The following is a 24416-nucleotide window of genomic DNA, read 5'->3' on the forward strand; positions in this document are numbered from 1 at the left end:
GCGATTTTCTACTGAAAAGTTAATGTTAAATTGACGTAAACTAAAAAGTCAATTTTTAATAATTTTATTCCTACAGGTTTTTACTCCATTTTAACCACAAACCGGCAAAAAGGTTATGAACTTTTAAGCACCACAGAGTAAAGCAGCTTCCCTAAACCGGCAGTAATTATTAATACGGCGAAGGACTAATGGAAGACCAACCGCCATCAATTACAATGGTTTGGCCGGTAATGTGCCGGGCTTTATCGGAAGTTAAAAACACCGCGGCCTGGGCAATATCTTCCGGCGAAGCTGGCCGCCCCAAGGGAGTAAGCCGGGACCAGGTACTCTCGTAATCTTCTTCCGAAACGGTGCGTTCGGTAAGGGTAGCTCCGGGAGCAATGGCATTTACCGTTATTTTATACGCGGATAATTCAATAACCAGGTTTTTAGCCAGCATTTCCACGGCGGCTTTGGTCATGCCGTAAGCGGCTAAATTTTTATGCGCCTGATGCCCCGTAACCGACGACATAAATAAAATACTGCCACCCGTTTGTTGTTCTTTTATTTGCCGGGCTACGGCTTGCGCCAAAAAGAAAGTTCCGCGCAAGTTTAAATCCATTACTTGCTGAAAAGCTTCCGGGGTATAAGTAAAAAAATCGCCAAACAAAGTGATGCCGGCATTAGCAATGGCAATGGTAACTTTTCCAAAGTTTTTAACTGCAGTGGCAACTAAGTTATTTATAAACGTAACATCGGCCGCATTACCGGGCACGCCTAAACAACCTTTGCCAAATTCTTTATTTAGCTGGTCGGCGGCCTGGGTCGTTAATTCGGCATCCAAGTCATTTAAAACAACCGCGGCTCCTTGTTTCATTAACTCCCGGCAAATGGCAAAGCCTATGCCTTGCCCGGCGCCCGTTACAATAGCTACTGGTTGTTTTTCATTTTCGGTTAGTAACATAATCGGTCAGTTTAAAATAATCGGTCAGTTTAAAACCTGATAGTAGGGGTTTATTTTTAAATTTTTAAAATTTTGTATTCACAAAGAAGCGTTAACCAGGTAATTCCGGCCACTTTCATTTTAAAAGAAGTACCCTTACGGCGAAAGTAACATAAAAATTTAGTTAGCCGGAAATAAGGATATCTGTGGCATAAAAACAAATAATACAATACACGGGGAAAAGCAGCTTCTGCGGTGACTTTAATTCTTCTTTTTTATTTCACCTGATTATGGTATTAAAACCGGAACTACGGCGATTTTTTGTTTCTAGCTTTATTCCGGATTAAGCAGCCTTTCTCTTTTGTAAGTTAATCAGTCAGGTAAGATTTTAATTTTTGCCTTAGCTCTTTGGCTTCCGTGTTTTTTTATTTTGCTGTAATTTATTGCGCGCACTGGGGTAGTTGTGTTTTTAACCAAGAATATTCTTGTACTATTCCGGCCAATTTCTCAATAATAAGCTTTGGATTACCTTGGAAATATTTTAATAAACAAAACCATATATATTTACTAAAACAACACCAAAAGCATAATACCCATAAATTAATCTTATAATCTGCTAAAAACCAACCGACCCCATGAGTACCAACGATAGCACTATTATGGAAACAACCAACTGTATTCAAACGCTGGAAATAGGAAATGCTTTGCTTACCGTAGAAGCCGATCGTTCCTTTGTTCAGTTAAGCTGGCAGCAATCCCCTACCGCCGAAGATTTAGCGTTAAGTGCGTCGGTAGTTAGTGAGTTTATCAAAGAAAATAACATAATTTACTTTCTGCACGATGTCCGGAATGTAATTTACACCGATATAAATTTACAAAGAACCTTTACTTCGGTTTTCTGCCCCCGGATTTTAACGGCTGGCGTGATTCGGTTTGTGCACCTGGCTAATTATGAACTACCCGAGTTATTGATTCTGGACGAAATTACCGCTTATATGCAACGTAAAGTTATAACCAATAAAGCCGTAAAAATGGAAATTTGTACTACGCCCGAAGGAGCCGCAGAATGGCTGAATAACTCTGGCGCAAAAAACACGATAGCACTAGCTCCGAAAAAGGTAAAAGAAGCTGCCGTAGAACAAGTGAGTTTCGAGTGGGCCGCCGCCGCGCAGGTAAGCTCCTCCTTAAAGCAATACAAAGACAAAGCCGCCATGGTGTTCCGGATTTTAGTAAAAGGCAAATCGTACTCTGAACTATAAAATCTTTAAATTTCATTAATAAAACAAAAAGAGAAAACCGATATGGTTTTCTCTTTTTGTTTTATTAATGTTTAACTCCCCCTCCTAATCGCGTTACTTAGCCAAAATCTAATTCCAAACTGCTCCACGAGTCGCCTAATTTTTAAATTTTTAAAATTATCTTCATTTAAATAATAACCAACTTTCATCAGACTTAATAGAGTTGTTCTTATTGACCTAGCTATTCTAAATTTAAAAATTCTGATTTTAGCTCAATAAAAAAACCGAAATAAAGCACTCTATAATTTTAACTAAAGCAGCCCGAAACAGTATACTCTATATTTTCGGTAAGTTTTCGATTGGTTTCGTAGTTGCAGCAAACCAGAATCCGGGAACTTGCTTTATTGTTTAGATTCTAGGTTATGAGCCCCAAAAAACGTTTCGGGATTATCTTTATTTTGGGCGCATTAGCTACGATTAGTCCGTTTTCTATTGACATGTATTTACCGGGCTTTCCAGCTATTGCCCGCGATTTAAATACCTCCATCGATCAGATTCAATTATCTTTAACCAGCTACTTAATTGGTATTGCGCTGGGGCAATTACTTTATGGCCCCTTACTCGACCGGTTTGGCCGTAAAAATCCGTTGTATGTGGGCTTAGTTGTTTACGTACTAGCGACTATTGCCTGCGCATTTACGCAAACAGCAAATACGTTAATAGCCATGCGATTTATTCAGGCTATTGGAGGTTGCGCCGGGATGGTAGCGGCTTTGGCTTTGGTGCGCGATCTTTTTCCGGTAAACGAAATTGCAAAGGTTCTTTCGCTACAAACTTTAGTGATTAGTGTGTCGCCCATGATTGCCCCTACCGTAGGAGGCTACGTAACGGCCGCTTTTGGCTGGCAATTTATTTTTATTGTGTTAGCGGGTATTGTAGCGGTAGTGTTAATAGGCATTTATTTTGCCTTACCCGCCGGACACCCACCCGATAAAACCATATCGCTTTTGCCGCAACCTGTATTGCAAAACTTTTATACTGTTTTAAAAAATCCTCAATTTTTAACGTATATGCTGGCCGGCGGTATTGGAGCAGCGGCACCTTTCGCCTATATATCGGGCTCGCCAGATGTGTTTATGAATATTTACCAGGTTAGCGAACAAGAATACGGGTGGATATTTGCCCTGTTGGCCGCCGCCATGATCGGTTCTACCCAACTAAATACGCCATTGCTCAAGTGGTTTAGCAGCGAACAGCTTCTTACGTTTGCTTTAACTTTACAAACATTGGTGGGTGCCATTCTGGTTGTAGGCGCCTGGGCCAACTGGTACGATAAATACGCCCTGATATTTTTAATTTTTATATTTTTAGCTGGTCAGGGGTTAAATGTACCTAATTCGTCGGCGTTATCTTTAACCCCTTTTGCCCGGCAGGCAGGTAGCGCTTCGGCTTTACTGGGCTGCATGCGCATGGGTGCAGGGGCCTTGGCCTCGGCGGCGGTAAGCGTGTTGCATAACCAAACGGTGTTGCCTATGGTAAGTGTTATGTTTTTTTGTGCAGTTTTGGGTTTTGTTATCTTACAAATTGGTAAAAAGCAAATTAAAACTAATGCACCCAGCCCTGGAGAAGTAAACGCGCATATTTCCGAAACCGAAACGCCTTTATCCGTAAAAGAATAATTTTAAAATTTGTTTATGCATTATACCACCTTAGGCTCCTCCGATTTAAAAATCAGTTCTACTGGCTTTGGCTGCATGTCACTGTCCGTGACTAACCCAAACGAAAGTACGCGGTTGTTACACGAAGCTTTAAACCAAGGTGTTAATTATTTTGATACCGCCGATTTATACGATAAAGGGGAAAACGAAAAACTGGTAGGTAAAGCTTTTAAAGAAAACCGGCAGCAGGTAATTCTGGCTACCAAAGTAGGTAACCAATGGCGGCCCGACGGCAGCGGCTGGGATTGGAACCCCACCAAAAAATATATTTTACAAGCTGTAGAAGGCAGTTTACAACGTTTACAAACCGACTACCTGGATTTATATCAACTCCACGGAGGCACCCTCGACGATCCCATCGACGAAACCATTGAAGCTTTCGAGATTTTAAAACAACAAGGTAAAATCCGGCATTACGGCATTTCTTCCATCCGGCCAAACGTTATCCGGATATATGTGCAACGCTCCAACATAGTAAGTGTAATGATGCAATATAGCTTATTGGACCGGCGGCCCGAAGAAGAAGTCTTGGACTTATTGGCCCAACATCAGATTGGCGTTTTAACCCGGGGCAGTTTGGCTCAGGGTTTACTGGTCGGTAAGCCCGCTAAAACTTATTTAAACTATCCGGAAGATGAAGTTAAAAAAGCGGCAGATGTAATAAAAAGCCTAAGCACGCCAGAGCGCAGTCCCGTAGAAATTGCCATCCAATATGTGCGTCATCAAGCAGCGGTAGCTTCTGCTGTTTTAGGAATCCGGACGGAGGCGCAACTCCAGGATGCATTATCGATTTCTTTAAGTCGGGCTTTAACGGAACAAGAACTAAAATTTTTAAAAAATGCAATTCCTGCAAACACCTACGAACAACACCGCTAAACTCAGCTTTACCAACCAGAATTTGAAATAAGGTGTTTTTTTAAATTACCCGTTAGCTGAAAAATCGCGCACATGCCGTTTTTTACCAGCCAGCATCAGCTTACCATAACTTTTTCAGATACCCTCCTAAAGCTGTAAATTATTAATCCATTTTACTTTCAGAGTGCCCCGAGTGCAGATGAAATTTCTAAGCGATGCACCACCAAAAAGATTTTAATACTAAAATTAATTACAGCCCGCAACTCCGATACAAATTTTTGAAATATTTAAATATATCAACTTTATTTTGGGAACAATACAAGACAGAATCCTTTCCTAAGTTTTTCTCGATTTGAGTTAGTTCAAAGTTTAATGCTTATAATATTATTTACTTATTTACAGCTAAATTATCACTAAAGCAACAATCAACCTCTTAAATAGAAATAATTAAAGAATTTTATTAAAAATAATAGGTTAAAATATTTGTATATTAAGTTTTTACAATCTATAATCGCGTAAATAATCTAGTTTATAATTATTAGGCTAATCCGGTAAACATTATTTTGAATCATCAGCTCACAACTTATTGAATTATACTTTTACTTTCTAAAGATTATGGTATGCGCACGTTTCCGTTAATTTTAATTCCGCCTTAAAGTAGTATCCTTACATTTTACTTCGACTTTAGCATCGCATGACCGAATAGATTTCGGTCATGTTTGATTTTAGGGGTACCCAATCTGCTGCCAGGTAAATGAGTTTTTAAATTTTTGCTTTTAGTAAATGTTTAAAAATAAAAAGTTACTACCAAAACCTTAATAGTAACTTCCCGGTGAAATTTAAAAAATTATATTTTTATCCCCAGCTTTTTGGCAATATCATTAAACAAATGCTCCAGGGCACGGACGTAAGCTACTACGTGTAAACCGCCGCCCACCAATAAAAAAACCGATCATTTCGCGGGCTGTTGGGTCGGAAACTCTTAATTATACGCGCATTTTATTAGCGCAGACTATACAATCTAAAAAGAAATTATGCAATAAATCTAACCGTAAGTTACCGCGTTGCGGCGCAAACAGTCCAGAAATAACGCTTAATAATATCCTTTCTATCGGCTTAGTTGTTTCTGATTTTTGAAAATTTAAATTTTTGAAAATTTTTTGATTTTGCGGATGATTAAAACGCTATTTATAATTATCTCAACCTAACTGTTAATTATCTTAACCCGATAAATTGCCTGGTTCAGGCTTTTGAAACTAGGCAACAAAAAATTAATCAGGCATAAAAGATTAATTAAAAACAAAGGCTCTTATCTTGGCCGGACTTTTTGCTGGTAAACTTTTACACGTTTTATAAGGAGGCGCTCTATGCTTTTACATGCCGGGCCGGTACAGGCACTCTACGATCGCGGTTTTTTGCGGTACATGCAATCTGCCGACCACGAAATAGTACGAATGATTTACTTTGCCATTCGCGACCAGGATTGGCAAACCATGACGGGCTCTATTACTCATGAGCGCATCCAAACTACTCTCAATTCCTTTTCGATTAGTTATACGTACCACGTAAATGAGGATAATATCCGCATGGAGTGGCAAGTAAGTATAGTGGGTGAGCCCGATGGCACGATAACTTTTGATATTGATGGCGTGGCGCAAAGTAATTTTTTAAAAAACCGGGCAGGTTTCTGCGTACTACATCCGCTTACGGGTGTTTTGGGGCAAGCTTGCCGGATTGAACACCCCGATGGCAGTTTTAGTTACGGTACTTTCCCTACGTATATTAGTCCGCATCAACCGTTTTTAAACGTAAAAGCCATGGAATGGCCGGTGGGCGGACAAGGTTTGGCAAGGTTAGAATTTAGCGGCGATATTTTTGAAACCGAAGATCAACGGAACTGGTCGGATGCGAGTTTTAAAACGTATTGCACGCCGCAAAGCATTCCGTTTCCGGCCCAAGTAAACCAAGGCGACCAGATTAAACAGCAAGTTATTTTCCGGTTAGTTAAACCCATAGCTCCCGTCGTTAAAACAGCGCAACCAACAAACCAAATTACGGTGCAAAAGCAACTTGTACCTTTCCCGGCTATTGGCATTGGCCTGAATTTACAGGAAACGGAATTAGCCCCAGAGGAGCTTACATTTTTGCGCTCCGTAGGTTTTCAACACGCCAGAGCCGATATTTTCCTTAATCAGCAGAACGCACCGGAAGTATTGCAGCAAGCCATCGAGCAAAGCCACGACTTGCAACTGCCACTGGAATTAGCTTTGTATTTTGGCGAAGCGCCAGCCACCGAAGTTGGTAATCTGGTGCGTTTGCTACAACAACACGCCATTAAGTTAGCGCGAATTTTATTGTTTAATGCTGATAGCCGGTACACGACCGATGTTTTGCTGCAAACTACCTTACCCGTTCTCCGGACGGCTTTTCCGGGTGTAGCCCTTGGCGGTGGTAGCGATGCGAATTTTACCGAGTTAAACCGGAATCCGTACAATTTCTCGGCTACTGATTTTGTTTCGTTTGCCCTTAATCCGCAGGTTCATGCTACCGATGATTTAACCTTAGTTGACAATGTTGCTGCCCAAGCCGATGCCGTTAAAAGCGCCCGGCATTTAGTTAATAAAATACCCGTTCTGGTTTCGCCGGTTACTTTAAAAGCCCGCTTTAATGAAGCAACTTCTGGTGAGTGGCCGCAACCTGCCCCCGCCGACCCGCGCCAACCTACCGATTTTATTGCTACCTGGACCTTGGCCAGCCTCAAATACTTAGCCGAAGCAGGTGCCACCGCTATTACTTATTTTGAAACGCACGGAGCCAGCGGCATTATTCAAAATAATACACCTTTTGCGGTAGCTCATTTATTTAAATTTATTTTGCACTACCAACCCAAACAAGTTATACCTACTTGTTATGCCAAACCCCTGGAAGTAAGTTCGCTGCTTTTAATAAAAGAAAACGCCGCCTGTTTTATTCTTGCTAATCATACGGCAGCACCGCAATCAGTTAGTATACCCGAAAATTTTACCGTAGAGTCACACACCATTATAGGTTCGGCGGTAGGCCAATCCAGTTTTTTAAATTATTTGCCCGGTCAGCACCTTACACTTGCGGCGCATCAAATTATTGCCCTAGATGGCACATGGCCCGTTGATTTTTTAAAAAAATAAATTTTCAGGAATATAGAAATATGTGATTTAGATACCAGATACCCGGCCATTGTTTACAAAATTAACCTGCATTCGAGGTAAGCAATTAACCCGAAAAGGTGCCTTTTACCTATTTATAACGCGTCTTTAATTATAATAGCTTATATTTGGTTTTAAGCTTTATTGCCGCATGCCTACTCCTAACTTAAAACCCGACGAACGTGAAGTAATTCGGTTAACGAATCATTTCGGCAAGCAAGCCAACCGGTTGATTAAAACAGGAAAACTAAGTCCGGAGCACCAGCAGGTAATTGCCTCTTGCAACAAGCTAGCCACGCAAATTCAGGCGCATGCTGCCCACCGCCAGGCTGTGCTGGAAAAACGGGAAAAGCTGCGCAAACTCGTGCAGGACCAAGCGGCGTGCCCCCAATGCCATAAAAATTCGCAATTGAAATTAACCGGAACAGCTCGCCACGAAAAAGGCTGGCAATCTAATAAATACCGGTGCCGGCGCTGTAATATTCAATTTACCTGGAACCGCCCCAATAACTCCTGGGACATGGTTCGGTTTATGGAAGATTACCTGATGGAGCTAGAATTAAATGTTGTTAACGAAGCCTTACCTCTTGAAGTAAAACAACAGTCGCAAGCAGTAATGGGGCAAATAAAGCAAAATATAAACCAGCTACAACCGGTGTTAGCGCAATCCGATGCGGAATTTGCCGAAATGAACCAGCAAGACGCCGAAATGGCCCGCCTGCTGCACAACATGAAAGCTTATCTACAAATCGAGAAAATAAAGTTAAACCTGGAGCAAATAGATTAGTTATTCTTTCGTATTATATAGTAAGCCTCTGGTATAAAACGGAGGCTTTTCTTTTAGTTTTTTGAAGCACTTTATTTTTTATGATTTTAGAAGCATTAAAGACACAAACTGCCGCTCAGCACCAGCAAGTAGAAGCCAGTTTGTTAATGCAGCCCATTGCCAACCGCACCTTAACTCCCGAAAACTATACGCGGATCTTGCGGAAATTTTACGGCTTTTTTCATCCTTTAGAAAATGCTATTCACCATTTACCTGGTTTAGATAATTATTTGCCCGATATTATGGCTCGCCGCAAATCCGGCAGCATTTTGCAAGATTTACGCGCCATTCACCACGAGAGCATCACGCTTACTACCCTACCGCTTTGCCCCGATGTGCCGCAAATTACCCAAATCAGCGAGGGCTTCGGCGCTTTATACGTAATGGAAGGCTCTACCCTGGGAGGCAAAATTATCTCTAAAATTGTGTACGAAACCTTGGGCTATACCCCCGAACACGGCACTTCTTTTTTTAACGGCTATGGTTCGCAAACCGGCCCGAAATGGAAAGCCTTTCAGGAAGCGCTAACCCGGTTTGCGGTTACGCCGGCCCAGGAAAATGCCGTAGTACAAACCGCCATTCAAACATTTAAAAAATTAGAAAATTGGTTTAATAGCTAGAAACAAGCGCCCCATGAACATACCCACTTCCAAAAACTACGACTCTGACTTTTGCGGCAGTTTGCCTTTAAACTTTATTAACCTGGTACAACCGCACGGTTTTATTTTGGTTCTTCAAAAAGAAACCCTCCTAATCCGGCAGCTAAGCGAGAACGTAGGTGATTTTTTAAAAATTGGGGCCAGCGAGTTGCTTCATCAGGAATTAGGTAAGTATGTATTGCCGGAACAAATAGAAATTATCCGGCATAAAACTCAGCAATGGAACATCGACGACCGGATTCCGGAAGAAATTACTTTTAAAATAAACGATGTGGAAACAAAGTTTAGCGCGGTTATTCATTCCAAAGAAAATTACATTTTGCTGGAGCTGGAGCCCAGTTTGCCTTTAGCTGCCGGCGACCTCGACTTTGTGCATATTTACCAGGAGATTATGTTTATTCTGGCGGCTTTTAAAAAAGCCGATACCATTGAGAAGTTATGCCAGATTGCCGTTTCCGAAATTAAAAAATTATCGGGTTTCGACCGGGTTATGATTTACCAGTTTGATAAAAACTGGAACGGCACTGTTATAGCCGAAGCCATGGAAGAAGATTTGCAATCTTACCTGAATTTATGTTTTCCGGCTTCGGATGTGCCCCGGAATGCCCGAGATTTATATTTAAAAAATCCGTTCCGGTTAATTCCAAACCGGGAGTATACTCCGGCCCGGCTCGTACCGGTTTTAAATCCTATTTCGTCTAATTTCACCGATTTATCAGATTGTAATTTGCGCAGTGTGGCTAACGTGCATTTGCAATATTTAAAAAATATGGGTGTACAGGCGTCAATGTCAACGCCTATTATTAAAGATAATGCACTTTGGGGCTTAATTTCCTGCCATCATAAATCGCCTAAATTTTTATCTTTCGAGATGCGCTCGGCCTTTGTGTTATTATCATCAATCATTTCGTCGCAGGTAGTAGCCAAAGAAAATGAACACAGTTTAGGGCGGGTTAACGAGTTAAACGAAGTTTTCACCAAGCTGCTTGCCCAAATGTACAACCAACTCGATTTCCGGCAGGGTTTGGTACAAGGCCAGTACACGCTCACCGATTTATTTAACAGCTCCGGCGCTGCAATTGTACTGGACGGGGAAATTAAAAAAGTAGGCAACACCCCTAAAACCGATGAAATAAAAACCATTGTGCAGTGGCTGCAGCGCACCCGGGTTAATAAAATTCATACCACCGAAAACCTTCCGCAACATTTAGAACCGGCTAATACCTTTAAAGATTCGGCCAGCGGTTTAATTGCTTTGCCTATTGCCCTGGAAAGAGGCGATTATATATTGGGGTTCCGGAAAGAACTGGTACAAACCATTAAATGGGGCGGCGACCCGAACGAAGCCATTACAATGGAACCCGATGGTAAAACTTACCACCCGCGCAACTCTTTTGCTGTTTGGCAAGAGCAAGTAAAAAACACGTCGTTACCGTGGTCAGAACAGGATATTTACATTGCCGAGCAGCTACGGATTGCAGTTTTAGAACGCCTGGTGAAAGATACCCATTAAAGCAAATTGACCAATAAAACTTGCTTGCCTGTTTCCAAACATAAATCCGGTTTAATTGGTTATAATAATTATTTTATAACGATATATTTGCTTTATGTAAGGCTTAGTTACTGCGCCACCAGCATGGTAAATAAGCCTTATTTTTAAAAATTCGATTAAAATCAGCTTTAATTTTAAAGAATGTATCCGTTGCACGCCGCTATTTTAAAATAAAGTGCTCCGGACTGTTACTCTGCTTAAGTTGATTCATGATTTAAGTTTTGAGGCTACGGCATATTAAAATGGATCCAAAATCAACTGCGCCTGATAATTTTTCTGAGTTCTCGTACCAGCCTTTTTCATCCGATAAACGGCGATCTGATTCGGATTTTTTTGTAGTAGCTATTGGGGCTTCGGCGGGGGGCTTAGAGGCAATTAATGAGTTTTTCGATCATTTACCCGCCACTACCGATGCAGCCTTTGTTATTATACAGCATCTTTCGCCTACGCACAAAAGTTTAATGCCGGAATTGCTGGCCAAGCATACCACCATGAGTATTAGCGAAGCCAAAGATGGTTTAACCCTGCAACCAAACAGTATTTACCTGATTCCGAACAAAGCCATTTTAACAATCCAAAAAGGCAGATTAAGGCTTTCGGAAAAAATTCAGGCGCAGGTGCCCAATATGGCCATAGATACTTTTATGCAATCGTTGGCTAACGATAAAAAAGAAAAAAGTATTGGGGTAATTTTGTCAGGTACTGGCAGCGATGGCACCCGTGGTTTAGAAGCCATTAAAGCCGTAGGGGGGCAAATAGTGGTACAAGACCCCACCACCGCCCATTTTGATGGTATGCCTAACAGCGCCATTGCCACTGGTTTTGCCGATGCGGTATTGGCGCCCAAGCAAATGTCGACTTACCTGATTAAATACATTAACAACCACTTACTATTAAATAATACGAATCTGGACGAAATGCAGGCCGGCAACAATGCCATAGTGGAAGAAATCCTAGAATTTGCCAAAGAAGCCTGTGATTTAGATTTTACCAACTACAAACGGCCAACACTTTTCCGGCGGGTAGCCAAGCGCATGCTGGAAACCAACCACGATAGTTACGAAAAATACTTTACTTATTTAAAACAAAACAAAGAGGAAATTCAACACCTCTGCGGCGAATTTTTAATTAACGTAACCCGGTTTTTTCGCGATGAGCGGGCCTTTGCCATCCTGGAAGAAAAAGTAATCCCGGAAATTGTCCGTTCTAAAAAAGCCGATGATTCCATAAAAATATGGGTAGCTGGCTGTAGCACCGGCGAAGAACCTTACTCGCTGGCGATGCTCCTGGACACGTATTTAGCTAAAATCCGGAGCCATGTGCCTGTTAAAATATTTGCTACCGATGTAGATAAACAAGCGCTGCACCTGGCTTCCCGGGGAGCTTATCCGGATGCCATTACGCAGGTGCTCCCGCCGGCAATGCTGGCCAAGTATTTTGTGCGCCGCACCGATGATTATGTGGTTTGCGAGCACATCCGCAAGATGATTATTTTTGCGCACCACGATGTTACCAAAGATGCCCCTTTTAGTAAAGTAGATTTAGTAAGCTGCCGGAACATGCTTATTTACATGGATGGCCCTTTGCAGCACAAAGTGTTAAATGCATTTCATTTTGCATTAACTGTTGGTGGATTTTTATTTTTAGGTCCTAGCGAAAACTTGGGAGTTATTAAACAATACTTTTCAGAAATAAGCCGTAAATGGAAAATTTACCGCAACCTGGAAGCTTCCCGGAGATCCGTACCCCAAAACATTACTGTACGTAAGCTACAGATAGACTCCCGCCCACCGGATACCGTGCGGGCAAAAAGTCCGAAACCTACTTTAATGCAACAGATCGGTGATATTTTTAATGCAGCATTGGTAGAGGAATTTAACTTCGCCGGCGTTTGCATCGACGAAAATTACCGCCTGCTGCACGCTATAGGTAATTACAAAATGTATCTGGATTTGCCCGATTGGCAGCTAAATTTTAGCTTAACTAAAATGGTACCGGATGATATTGCCGTGGCTATTGGAGCTTCGGTGCGCAAAGTGGCGAAAACCAAGCAAAAGTCTACGCTACGTAATCTTGAACTAACCATTAACGGCACTACCCGGTTAATCGATATTGTAATAAAACCTTATTTATCCGGCGAATTCAGCGAACGCTTTTTGTTTATTTTATTCAGCGAATCTATCCGGTCTAAAAATTATAAAGAAGCAAATGTAAGTACTTCTTATAACCAGCAAGATCAGATAAATGCGTTAGAACAAGAGTTAAACGAAACCAAAGAAAACCTATATACCACTTTCGAAGAGTTGGAAGTTTCGAACGAAGAACTGCAATCGAACAACGAAGAATTGCTGTCGGCGAACGAAGAGCTGCAAAGCACCAACGAAGAACTGCAATCGCTCAACGAAGAATTGCATACGGTTAATACCGAGCATCAGCAAAAAATAAAAGAGTTAATAGAGCTGAACGAAGATATGGATAACTATTTTCGGAACGCCGATATTGGACAGATGTTCGTGGACCAACAACTAACCATTCGGAAGTTTACGCCCGCCATTATAAATCAGATTAATTTAATTCCGAATGACATTGGCCGGCCTTTAGCGCATTTTTCTAATAACCTGAAGTACGATCGATTAATTGACGATATTAAAGAAGTAATTGACACCGGCGCCCGCATAGAAAAAGAAATTCAGCTACGCACCGGCAGTTACTTTCTGATGCGCCTGGTACCTTATCTGAAACAAAATAATAAAATTGATGGGGTAGTTATTACGTTTGTGGATGTAACCCTGTTAAAAAACCTGAATAATACCTTAGAAGGTATTTTAAACAGTTCCATTAACGGCATTATTGCGCTTAAATCTGTCCGTAACCAAAACAATCAAATCGTTGATTTTGAATGGTCGATGGCGAACGAAGCCACCGGCCACATGTTTAAAAAAGATCCGGGAAGTTTGATTGGAAATAGTTTACTGGAAGAATTACCCGGCATGAAAAAAAGCCGCTTGTTTAACCGGTTTGTTCAGGTAGTGGCCACCGGCGAATTATTAAACCTGGAACATTACTATAACTATGATGGTATTGAAACCTGGTTTCAGACGGTAGCGGCTAAAGTAGAGGATGGCTTAACGGTTACCTTTGCCGATATTACCGAAAAAAAACTGGCCAGCCAAAACTTACTAACTGCTTACCAGGAGTTACAGGCGGCAGAAGAAAATTTAAAAAAATTAAATAATCAGCTAGAAGAACGTATTATTGATCGTACGCGCGAGTTATCGTCGAGCGAAGAACGCTTCCGGCTGATTTCGTTGGCTACCAACGATGCCATCTGGGACTGGACTTTGATTGATAATAAGCTGTGGTGGAACGAAGGCTTTAAAATTATGTTTGCCTACACCACCGAAGAAATTGAACCCGGGGTAGAGTCATGGTTCCAGCGCATCCATCCCGAAGATAAAGAACGAATTATTGCCAGCGTAAACGAAGCCATAAACCAAAGTCAGGAACAATGGTCGGCGGAGTACCGCTTCCGGAAAGCCGACGATACCTATGCTTATGTGTTTAACCGGGCTTTTATTATTCTGAACGAAAATGGGGTGGCTTATCGCATGTTGGGCTCTTTGCTGGATTTAACAAATTTAAAATTAGCCCAGGAAGAACTGCGCAAAACCAACGCCGATTTAATCCGGATAAATAACGACCTGGATAACTTTGTTTACACGGCTTCCCACGATTTAAAATCGCCAATCTCTAACATCGAAGGTTTATTGTATCACCTGGAAGTAGAATTAGCCGATGCCGACGAAAATGTACTCGAAATTTTAAACCATATTAAAAAATCAGTGGACAGGTTTAAGGTAACGATAAAAGATCTTACTGAAATTTCGAAGGTAGATAAAATTCAGTACGACGACGTAACCGAAATTAACGTGGAAGAACTGCTCGATGATATTAAACTCAGCATTAATAACTTAATCGAAGATTCTCACGCTAAAATTGAGGCGCATTGCGAAACTTGCCCAACCATTAAATTTTCCCGCCGCAACCTGCGCAGCATTTTATATAATTTACTCAGCAACTCTATAAAATACCGCGATTTTCACCGGCCGGTTAAAATAAAAGTTACTACCCAAAAAACCCCGGAGTATTCTGTTTTAATTGTAGAAGATAATGGCTTAGGCATAGACGAAGCTTACCAGACTAAGTTATTTAGCATGTTTAAGCGTTTTCATAACCATGTAGATGGCTCTGGCATTGGTTTGTATATCGTGAATAAAATTGTAGAAAACGCAGGCGGTAAAATAGAAGTAGAAAGCAAAGTAGATAAAGGCACTACGTTTAAGATTTTTTTAAAAAATACCGATTAATCTATTTCAAAAAAAAGAAAGGCCGCTCTACCGAGTGGCCTTTCTTTTTTTGAAAAATTAAAAAATTTCTATTCCGTAATTTCCCGTTCTTCTAAATAAGCCCACATCGCATCTTCGTTGGCACCGATAATTAAGCCGTACACCAACATAACCGTATAAACCCCCACCAGCAAAATACTTAACGGAATGTTAAACAAAAACGATAATGCCGTTGTGGCAACTGCATTTAGTTTGTTTTCCATTTTGGTAGAGGCGTACATAAAAAACAATAAATTAAAACCGATGGAGAATGCTACAAAATTAATTAAATCCAACATAAGTGAATCCGGATTGATGAAGGTGGGCGAATGATTTAAATGTATTTACAACTATAAGTTTAAATAAGATAATGATAAATTAAGTAAATAGCTACCTAATTATATAACTATAAAAGATTTATTTCGTATAAACTCCGTTCTGCATTAAAAAATTCCTTCTGTTTTTCTGTTCCTTATCTGCAAATCTAAATTTAGCTTCCTCCTTCCCTTTTAATTTTTAAAAACTAAACCTGCTGGCTAGTTTCTTACTTCAAGCTTAAAAAATTTTAAGAACTTATTTTTACTAACTTTTTTAGCCAAACTACAGTATATTTTGCTAATATAATTATATTAGCAAAATGGAAGAACAAACGTATTTTAAGGGCCGGGGCGCTCAGTTGAACCCCAGCAACCGGTTCCGACAAAATGAATATGTAACCGACCATGTAGAAGGCCTGGATGGACCTTTATTGCAAAATTCTAAAACAGAATACTACACCGAAAATCCAAAAAAGATCATTAACAAAGTGACCAGTCCGGATTTAGGCCTTTCGTATTCTATGAACCCTTACCAAGGCTGTGAACATGGCTGCATCTACTGTTATGCCCGCAACACGCACGAGTATTGGGGTTATAGCGCCGGCTTAGATTTTGAAAGAAAAATAATTATTAAAGAAAACGCGCCCGAAACCTTAGCTGCTCAGCTAGAGAACCCGAACTGGAAGGTTATGCCTTTGATGCTGTCTGGCAATACCGATTGTTACCAACCCATTGAGCAAAAAATGCAACTTACCCGGCGCATGCTGCAGGTGCTCCTGCAATACCGGCATCCGGTAAGTATTATTACTAAAAACGCCTTAATCTTACGCGATTTAGATATTCTGCGCCAACTCGACCAACTTAACCTGCTGCACGTAAATATTTCACTCACTACCCTTAACGAAGAGCTTAGAAGCAAATTAGAGCCGCGCACCGCCTCCGCGGCAAAACGCTTAGCAGTTATTCAAAAATTAAGCGAAGCAGGCATTTCGGTAAACGTGATGGTGGCCCCCATTATTCCGGGCTTAAACGATCACGAAATTCCGAAACTGCTGCAACAGGCCGCGGCTCACGGGGCCTCGTCGGCAGCCTATACCATTGTGCGGTTAAATGGCTCGATAGGGGAAATTTTTAGAAATTGGGTGCACCAAAACTATCCGGACCGGGCCGATAAAGTGCTAAACCAAATTGCCGCCTGCCATGGAGGCCAGATTAACGATAGTACTTACGGCCGGCGAATGACCGGTGAGGGCGAATGGGCGACCACCATTAGTAATTTGTTTCGGGTAACCAAAGCAAAATACCTACAGGGCCGCCAAATGAAACCTTACAATTATAGTTTATTTTGTACCAAGGCCGGCAAACAACTCCGTTTATTCTGAGTAATTCTATAAGCAGCTTTCCTGGTTTTTAAACCGTAATGCTTTTTAAATTTTTAAAATTTACATTCTAAATCACGCTTGGAATAAAATTACTGGTAATGGATATAATCTCTTTTTAACCGGTAAATTAAACCTTTTAGGCTAGCCGTACTCTAAAGAATAAATTAAAGTTAAATTAATATGAAAAGTACCTTTTTTGCCCTTGCATTCGGAATTATGGCAGTATCTACGGGTTTTGCTCAGATTCAAAATAACAATACGGCGCCAACCCAGGAAAACAGAACCCGGGCCACCCCAGAAGAACGGGCTAACCGCCAAACCGCCATGATGACGGAAACCTTAGGTTTATCAGCAGATCAGGAAGCGAAAGTAAAAGCCCTGAATTTAAAACGGCTAACGCAAATAGATGCGATGCGCGAAAACCGGGAAGCCAACGAAAAAGTAAACCGGAACCAAGCCAAGAATATTCGCGAAAACTTTAATACCGAATTAAAATCTATTCTTACCCCAGAGCAGTTTACCAAATTTGAAGCAGAACAAGGCAACATGCGCGGGAAACGCGGTAAGTTTAACGGTGCCCGGAAGCGCTCGTAGTAGCTCCCTATAAATAAATCATAAAAGTCCGTAAAAAATGCCAGTTTGTAGCTGGCATTTTTTATGGACTTTTATGATTTTCCCACTTTTATCATAGCGGAAGCAATTTTTTAAAATTTTACTCTTTTAGCAAACCATTTCGCTTAAGCAAGGCTTTGGGTGATGGCTCTTTGCCCCGGAAACGTTTATACAAAATCATGGGAGGCTCACTGCCGCCCGCTGAAAGAATGTGTTGCCGGAACAATGTTGCGGTTTGCTTATTAAAAACCCCTTTTTCCTGAAAAAACTCAAAGGCATCGGCATCTAATACTTCGGCCCATTTATAACTATAATAACCCGAAGAATAGCCTCCCTGAAAAATGTGCGAAAAAGAACAACTGGTGTTGGTACCCGGCACTAAAGGCAATATTTCAGTTTCGGCTAATGCTTTTTGCTCAAAAGTAAATACGTCGGCGATTTGCTCTGCCGGGATAGTATGCCAAGCTAAATCTAACCGGGCCAAACCTATTTGCCGGAGCGTAGCATAGCCCGCCATAAAATTGGTGCTTTGCTTAAGCCGCTGAATTAATTCATCCGGAATGGGTTCGTTGGTTTGATAGTGGCGGGCAAATAAATCCAAGCTTTCTTTTTCGGTGGTCCAATTTTCAAAAACCTGCGACGGCAATTCCACAAAATCCCAATACACGTGCGTACCCGATAAACTGGCGTAAGTGCCATTGGCCAGCAAACCATGCAGGGCATGGCCAAACTCATGAAATAAAGTACGCACTTCGTTAAACGTAAGCAAGGCCGGTTTAGAGGCAGTAGGCTTGGTAAAGTTGCACACAATAGCCACGTGTGGCCGTTGGTCTTGCCCGTTTTCTTTTTTCTGAGACCGGTACGAAGTCATCCAGGCACCGTTGCGTTTACCGGGCCTAGGAAAAAAATCGCAGTAAAAAATACCAATGTGTTTGCCATCCTCATCTTCTACCTCATACACTTTTACATCCGGATGATATGTTTGGATTTCGGTACTCTCTTTATACACCAACCCGTATAGCTTGTTAGAAACGGCAAATACGCCCGCAATAACTTGCTCTAAGGGAAAGTAAGGCTTCAAGATTTCGTCGTCGATGGCATATTTTTCTTTTTTTAATTTTTCGGAGTAATACGATAAATCCCAACGTTGCAAGGCACCTGGCCCGCCAATCTGGCTGGCGTAATTAGTTAAATTTTGCCATTCAGTTTCTGCTACGGGTTTGGCGTATACCAGCAAATCCTGCAAAAAATCTTGCACCTTGCCGGGGCTTTCGGCCATTCGCTCCTGCAATACAAAATCCGCGTGAGTTTTAAAACCTAACAATTGAGCCCGCTCCTGCCGCAGTTTCACGATATTTATTACTACTGCTTCGTTATTGTGGTCGTTTTGCTGGCACCCCCGGGACGCGTAAGCCCGGTACAACTCCTGGCGGAGGCCCCGGTTCTCGGCATAGGTCATGAATGGAATATAACTGGGCAAATGTAGGGTAAACAACCAGGTATTTTCTTTACCGGCTTCTTTGGCGGCTTGGGCGGCTGCCTCCACCAAAGACTCCGGCAAACCGGCTAAATCGGCTGCATCCGTTATTTCGAGCGCGTAGTTGTTGGTTTCGTGCAACACGTTTTCGCCAAACGTGAGCGATAGCTGCGATAGCTGGTTATCAATTTCGCGCAACCGGCTTTTACTAGCCTCGTTTAAATTGGCGCCGTTCCGTACAAAGCTTTTGTAGGTTTTTTCCAGCAGGGTGGCATCTTCAACGGTTAAAATTAACTCGGCGCGGTTTTGGTAAACTTGCTCAATGCGCTTAAACAAAGTTTCATCCAACATAATATCGTTGGCATAACTGGTTAACAGCGGCGAAATTTCTTTTGCCAGGTGCTGCATTTCCAGGTCGGTTTCAGCGGCGTTTAAGTTAAAAAAGATGCTGGAAATTTGATCCAGTAACTGGCCGCTTTGCTCCAAAGCCAAAATGGTATTTTCGAAAGTAGGCGCCGCAGAATTGCTGGTTATGGCGTTAATTTCAGTTTGGCCCCTTTTTATGGCCTCCTGCATGGCAGGCAAATAATGTTGGTGCTGGATTAAGGTAAAAGGCGCGGTTTGGAATGGCGTATCAAAATCTTCTAAAAGCGGATTCATGCGCAGGTAATTACATTATTTAATTTAAGTTTGATTAGAAAGGATAGAAACCCGTTTAACAGGTTTGTGCGGTAAATACTTTAAAAACGCTATCCTTTTAAAAGCTGCTTAAATTAATTATATAATTCCGAGTTGTCACTTTTTTTTAAAAAAATTCTAAAAAAGGCTCCTATTTCAAGCTAAAATCCAGATTAAATCTCATTTATTGAAAAGAAAAATCCTGTTTATTCAAAAAGTACGGGTACCTCTAAGCTATGTAAGTAAGGGTCCAGGCAAGCAGATTTGGTAAAAGTCCGGATTAAGCCTACATCTTTTAAGTTATACAGAAACCACACTTCGGCGTAAAAACTACCCAACCAATAAATATTTATTTTACACCAACCTTTAATCCGGTAATGTAAATAATGCCCTTCCTGTCGTATAAATTGCATCTTTTCTGATAAAGACAGCAATTCGAAATCTTTAACCCCTAACATGAATTATAAGCCAATTTTTTAATCATGAATCAATAGTGTATTACTGTGTAAAGCTACAAACAAAACACATTTAGCCTCTAACGATAAAAACTTAATTTTTGCTGCTTTTGGCGCGTATTTATTCCTAAACTAAAAATGCTTAGAAAAATTGGCCTAAAGCTGAAAAATAAAATACATGGCTAGAATTCCTATAAAGGTAGTTATGATGCCCGCAATATATTCTGGTTTACTTTTAGGCAGTGCGCATAAGTCGCAGGCTTGTTGGTGGCGGCTATAATGGTGGCCGCATTTGGCGCAAATTTTAAATTCAGGATTGTAGAGTAAAGGTTCTGTTTTCATAGCGTTTGTTTTCGATTTATAAACATTTTTACAAGCACTATAAATATACCTATAATCTTTTAAGAATCAATATTTTAAATAATAATTTTTTCTAAAGAAACCAAGATACCTCCCTACTGCTTTAAACACCTGAAATTAAATTAATAAGCAAAAGTTAAGATTAAAATGAATGAACGTTAGCGTCTTGGTTATACTCCTCCGAAATGATGCAGTAAGATATGATTACACCTATCAAAATACATGCTTTTCTCCATCTTAATTTAAGTTAAGTAGTTGTTTTATAACTACCTACAACAAATCCTGTTTTTATCAGAATAAATTATTTACAACAAATTTTCTATTTTAACGTTAAATATTTATATTGCACAATATAACAATACAACTATTCATTAAAATATTTTAATTCTTTTGATTTTAGCAGGTTAACCATATGAAAAAACTGTATCTAAGTTTGTTTGTAGCGGCATTTTTTAGTCTGGCTGCTCAGGCACAAGATATCTCCTCGTCCGCAGATAAACGTATTAATTTACTTACCCGGGTAATGGCTACCGAACTGCAGTTGAACGAGGCAGAATTTATTAAACTGCGGTCGTTGAACCGGGAAAGAATTTTAAAATCGGACGAAATTGCTACTTTATACAGCGCCGATGCCACTGTTATGGCAGCTAAGATGAAAGAAGTAGAAGATAATTTTGACAAACAGTTTACGGCCATTTTAAACCCAGTGCAGTTAGCAGCTTACACCAATTACAAGCACGCCAACGAAGACGCTAATCTTACTGCCGCCCAGACAGAAAAGCCCGAGAAGGCCAAACCCGTAGCTACCAACGAAAAGAAAATTAAATAAACTTTAAGCTTTTCCTGTATTTAGGCCGCTGCTAACCACAGCGGCCTTTTTGTTTTGCTTAAAAAAAGCGTTTTGTCTATTTAATTGTTGTAGCAATAAGGTAACCAACCATGCATTAAAGTTTACTCCTAATTGTTACATTAGATGTAAATAACCAAATACCATTTCTAAAGCTTAAAATTGCCCATAAAAAAACACTTACGTATACTCTAAAAATAAATAGTCTTTTACCGGCAACCAGACCATAAAACTGGATACGTAAATAAGCATAAAATTTAAAAAATGAAAACAAGCAAATTATATAATTTTAAAGAAATGAATTCCTACCAGTTTATTGCGGTGGTAGGTTTGGTAATGACTTTAGTAGCCCACGCTATTTTGGAGATTGCCAATAAACATATTGCCAGTTTTAATGCTTTATATGCTTGTTGGCTGGGCGTTTTTATTATTGGGGCCATTATAAATTTTAATACCAAACCCGACGATCACGGCCATCACCATCACCACCATTAATTTTAAGGCGGTTTATTTTTAATCAACCCATGACTTCATCTGAATTAAACTCTGCGGCTAACTTACATTTTCCGGATAAAACCGACTGGCTACAAAAATTGGCTTTGAGCAGCTTAGGCTTAGGCTTGCTTTTAATTTTTATCAGCGGTTTTCAGGCAAAAGGCGAGGTAAATTTTATGGTTACTGGTATTGCGCTGGCCTTAGTTGCTTTACTTACCTATTTTTTCCGGACTTATTTAAAAACCCAACCGGGTGTCCGGATTAACGGTATCTGGCTGCGTAGCTCCACCAGCAGGGGTTTAATTGCCTGGGTAACCGGCGTATTTTTAACGGGTTTTTACGTGGTGCTTTACTGGTGGCCCGGTTTAATGACGGGTTTAATCAGGAGTATCGATCCTTTGAGTTATTTTATACGCGGGATCGAAGCTGACCGGTGGTTTTTATACGGCACTTTTTACACCTTAGCGGTAGTAATTATGGGCGTGCGTGCCTTATTTAAATACCGCCACAGTACGTACCACATTATCCGCACATTGTCGGTTATGTTTTTTCAGTTGGTGCTGGCTTATCTTATTCCTTACTTTTTAATTTTATTTAATCAACCCGAATTTTATCCTTCTTACTTCTGGCCCCTTAAATACGATTATTTGTTTCCGGGCACCGTGGATTATTTAATTAAAACACCAGGAGCGTTGGGGGTATTTTTTGTTTTCTGGACGGCGGTAATTTCTTTAATTGGCGTGCCCGTGCTTACTTATTTTTTTGGCAAGCGGTGGTATTGCAGTTGGGTATGCGGCTGCGGCGGCTTAGCCGAGACTGCCGGTGACCCATACCGACATTTATCGGATAAATCTCGGAAGGCCTGGCAATGGGAGGTAGCCATTATTTATCCAGTATTGGGTTTTATTATACTTACTACCTTGCTGCTTTGGGTAAACTCGGTTACCGGAGGTGGAATTCTGGGAGGTTTATCGAACGGTTTTTCGCAAACCTACGGGTTCTTTATCGGCTCAATTTTTTCCGGAGTTATTGGGGTAGGTTTTTATCCCATCATGGGTTCGCGGGTTTGGTGTCGGTTTGGTTGCCCCATGGCGGCGTATCTAGGTATTCTGCAAAAGCATTTTTCCCGGTTCAGGATAACCACGAACGGCGGCCAATGCATTTCCTGTGGCAATTGTTCTAATTACTGCGAGATGGGAATCGATGTAAGATGGTATGCCCAACAAGGCCAACCCATTATCCGGTCGTCGTGCGTGGGTTGCGGCATGTGCGCCACCGTTTGCCCACGCGGTGTTTTAAACCTGGAAAACGGCCCGCGCCAAGACCGGTTCCAGCCCACCGCTTTTATTTCTTCAGAAAATGTTAGAATTTTAAAATAAGCTATTTTATAAAACTAATTAAGGCTTTATGAAAAGCTTCGGGAGTTTGCAGATGCGGAATGTGACCTACACCGGGTAAGCCCACCAGTTTACTCGACCTGATTTGATTAACTGCCTTACGGCCCAAATTAGGGTAATTACCAGCCCGTGCCAATACGGCTTTGTCTTTTATAAGTGCTTTGCCCACTACCGTACGATCGGCTTGCCCAATAATTAACAAAGTCGGCATTTGCAACAGTTCTAATTCGTAAACAATAGGTTGCTGGTAAATCATATCATAGGTTTGGGCCGAGGCCAGCGCTACCGCAGCGTAATCTTTACTGCGGGTTTGGGCGGCCGGTACTTTCACCCACTCGTCGTACTCGAGTAACCATTCCGGGAAATACGTTTTAAAATAAGTACTAATAGATTCTTCGGTAGTTTTTAGTTCGCGCTGGTAGGCTGCTTCCAGGGTAGAATAAGGCACCAAAGTGCGGTAATCTTCCAGGCCAATCGGGTTTTCCAGTATCAATTTGGTTACTACTTCGGGGTACATTAAAGCAAAGCGGGTTGCCAACATACCACCCATCGAATGCCCTATTACCACGGCTTTGTTTACACCCAGCGTATCTAATAATTGCCGGGTATTGGTGGCTAACTGATGAAAACTGTAGTGCAAAGAAGGCTTAGACGATTTACCAAAACCAACCTGGTCCGGAACAATTACCCGATACCCCTGACCCGAAAGGTATTTTATCGTTTGGCGCCAATAAGCTCCCATAAAATTTTTACCGTGCAACAATACAATGGCCGGCCGGGTAGCATTGTTTTGTTTGGGTAAAACATCCATGTAAGCCATCTTACAGGCGGTATTTTCAATTTGTAACTGGATGTAGTGCACCGGGTAAGGATAAGTATATTCTGAAATTTCGGCGTCTAAAACCTCGGGCACTTCCGGCGTTTGAGCCTGGCCATAACGCGGCGCAAAAAAGAACAGAAAAGAGATAAACAATACCAGTATCCGGTAACAAATCATAGAAGGTTTAGATAAGTTTAGTGGTTAGCGTTAGAAATTACAAGTCGTAAATAAACCGA

19 protein-coding genes are annotated in these 24416 nt (G+C 41.1%); 13 read left to right on the top strand and 6 right to left on the bottom strand.

What is annotated here, in order from left to right; translation table 11 throughout:
* Window positions 1-169 precede the first annotated feature (169 nt).
* Window positions 170-943, bottom strand: a complete 774-nt coding sequence (locus tag HUW51_RS22435) for an SDR family NAD(P)-dependent oxidoreductase (protein ID WP_185271829.1) — start codon at window positions 941-943, stop codon at window positions 170-172.
* A gap of 614 nt (window positions 944-1557) precedes the next feature.
* Between HUW51_RS22435 and HUW51_RS22440 the strand changes: the two genes are divergently transcribed.
* From HUW51_RS22440 to HUW51_RS22475, 8 genes are all read left to right on the top strand, one after another.
* The gene (locus HUW51_RS22440) at window positions 1558-2181 is read left to right on the top strand and encodes a hypothetical protein (RefSeq protein WP_185271830.1); all 624 of its coding nucleotides are present in this window, start codon (window positions 1558-1560) and stop codon (window positions 2179-2181) included.
* A gap of 401 nt (window positions 2182-2582) precedes the next feature.
* A complete protein-coding gene (locus tag HUW51_RS22445) occupies window positions 2583-3839 on the top strand; it encodes a Bcr/CflA family multidrug efflux MFS transporter (RefSeq protein ID WP_185271831.1) in 1257 nt (418 codons plus the stop codon).
* Window positions 3840-3854: 15 nt separating this feature from the next.
* Window positions 3855-4754 carry an aldo/keto reductase gene (locus HUW51_RS22450; RefSeq protein WP_185271832.1) on the top strand — a complete coding sequence of 300 codons (900 nt, stop codon included), beginning with the start codon at window positions 3855-3857 and terminating at the stop codon, window positions 4752-4754.
* 1346 nt (window positions 4755-6100) lie between these two features.
* The gene (locus HUW51_RS22455) at window positions 6101-7900 is read left to right on the top strand and encodes a hypothetical protein (protein WP_185271833.1); all 1800 of its coding nucleotides are present in this window, start codon (window positions 6101-6103) and stop codon (window positions 7898-7900) included.
* Window positions 7901-8069: 169 nt separating this feature from the next.
* The gene (locus tag HUW51_RS22460) at window positions 8070-8705 is read left to right on the top strand and encodes a hypothetical protein (protein WP_185271834.1); all 636 of its coding nucleotides are present in this window, start codon (window positions 8070-8072) and stop codon (window positions 8703-8705) included.
* Between the two features lie 80 nt (window positions 8706-8785).
* Entirely contained in the window at window positions 8786-9364 is a 579-nt protein-coding gene (locus tag HUW51_RS22465; RefSeq protein ID WP_185271835.1) for a biliverdin-producing heme oxygenase, read from the top strand.
* 13 nt (window positions 9365-9377) lie between these two features.
* Window positions 9378-10916 (top strand): GAF domain-containing protein, encoded by a 1539-nt coding sequence (locus tag HUW51_RS22470; protein ID WP_185271836.1) that lies wholly within the window; start codon window positions 9378-9380, stop codon window positions 10914-10916.
* Window positions 10917-11197: 281 nt separating this feature from the next.
* Window positions 11198-15322, top strand: a complete 4125-nt coding sequence (locus HUW51_RS22475; protein WP_185271837.1) for a CheR family methyltransferase — start codon at window positions 11198-11200, stop codon at window positions 15320-15322.
* Window positions 15323-15390: 68 nt separating this feature from the next.
* Here the strand turns inward: HUW51_RS22475 and HUW51_RS22480 are convergent, their stop codons facing one another.
* Entirely contained in the window at window positions 15391-15639 is a 249-nt protein-coding gene (locus tag HUW51_RS22480; RefSeq protein WP_185271838.1) for a hypothetical protein, read from the bottom strand.
* 338 nt (window positions 15640-15977) lie between these two features.
* On the opposite strand from HUW51_RS22480, the gene HUW51_RS22485 reads away from it, so the two are divergent.
* Together HUW51_RS22485 and HUW51_RS22490 are read left to right on the top strand one after the other, a co-directional pair.
* Window positions 15978-17039 carry a PA0069 family radical SAM protein gene (locus HUW51_RS22485; RefSeq protein ID WP_185271839.1) on the top strand — a complete coding sequence of 354 codons (1062 nt, stop codon included), beginning with the start codon at window positions 15978-15980 and terminating at the stop codon, window positions 17037-17039.
* A gap of 180 nt (window positions 17040-17219) precedes the next feature.
* Window positions 17220-17633 carry a hypothetical protein gene (locus HUW51_RS22490; protein ID WP_185271840.1) on the top strand — a complete coding sequence of 138 codons (414 nt, stop codon included), beginning with the start codon at window positions 17220-17222 and terminating at the stop codon, window positions 17631-17633.
* A gap of 118 nt (window positions 17634-17751) precedes the next feature.
* On the opposite strand, the gene HUW51_RS22495 is transcribed toward HUW51_RS22490, so the two are convergent.
* The 3 genes from HUW51_RS22495 to HUW51_RS22505 form a co-directional block, all read right to left on the bottom strand.
* A complete protein-coding gene (locus HUW51_RS22495) occupies window positions 17752-19788 on the bottom strand; it encodes a M3 family metallopeptidase (RefSeq protein ID WP_185271841.1) in 2037 nt (678 codons plus the stop codon).
* Window positions 19789-20012: 224 nt separating this feature from the next.
* Window positions 20013-20219: a hypothetical protein gene (locus tag HUW51_RS22500; RefSeq protein WP_185271842.1), complete on the bottom strand. Its 207-nt coding sequence runs from the start codon at window positions 20217-20219 to the stop codon at window positions 20013-20015.
* A 198-nt stretch (window positions 20220-20417) separates the two neighbouring features.
* Entirely contained in the window at window positions 20418-20603 is a 186-nt protein-coding gene (locus HUW51_RS22505; RefSeq protein WP_185271843.1) for a hypothetical protein, read from the bottom strand.
* A 430-nt stretch (window positions 20604-21033) separates the two neighbouring features.
* Between HUW51_RS22505 and HUW51_RS22510 the strand changes: the two genes are divergently transcribed.
* The 3 genes from HUW51_RS22510 to HUW51_RS22520 all read left to right on the top strand — a co-directional run bounded on the left by HUW51_RS22510 (window position 21034) and on the right by HUW51_RS22520 (window position 23342).
* Complete coding sequence (locus tag HUW51_RS22510; RefSeq protein ID WP_185271844.1) at window positions 21034-21450, top strand: hypothetical protein; 417 nt, start codon at window positions 21034-21036, stop codon at window positions 21448-21450.
* Window positions 21451-21732: 282 nt separating this feature from the next.
* Window positions 21733-21963 (top strand): hypothetical protein, encoded by a 231-nt coding sequence (locus HUW51_RS22515; protein WP_185271845.1) that lies wholly within the window; start codon window positions 21733-21735, stop codon window positions 21961-21963.
* A gap of 29 nt (window positions 21964-21992) precedes the next feature.
* Window positions 21993-23342 carry a 4Fe-4S binding protein gene (locus HUW51_RS22520; RefSeq protein ID WP_185271846.1) on the top strand — a complete coding sequence of 450 codons (1350 nt, stop codon included), beginning with the start codon at window positions 21993-21995 and terminating at the stop codon, window positions 23340-23342.
* Window position 23343: 1 nt separating this feature from the next.
* On the opposite strand, the gene HUW51_RS22525 is transcribed toward HUW51_RS22520, so the two are convergent.
* Complete coding sequence (locus HUW51_RS22525) at window positions 23344-24357, bottom strand: alpha/beta fold hydrolase (RefSeq protein ID WP_185271847.1); 1014 nt, start codon at window positions 24355-24357, stop codon at window positions 23344-23346.
* Window positions 24358-24416: the final 59 nt, after the last annotated feature.

This window comes from Adhaeribacter swui, assembly GCF_014217805.1.
GTDB classification, from domain to species: domain Bacteria; phylum Bacteroidota; class Bacteroidia; order Cytophagales; family Hymenobacteraceae; genus Adhaeribacter; species Adhaeribacter swui.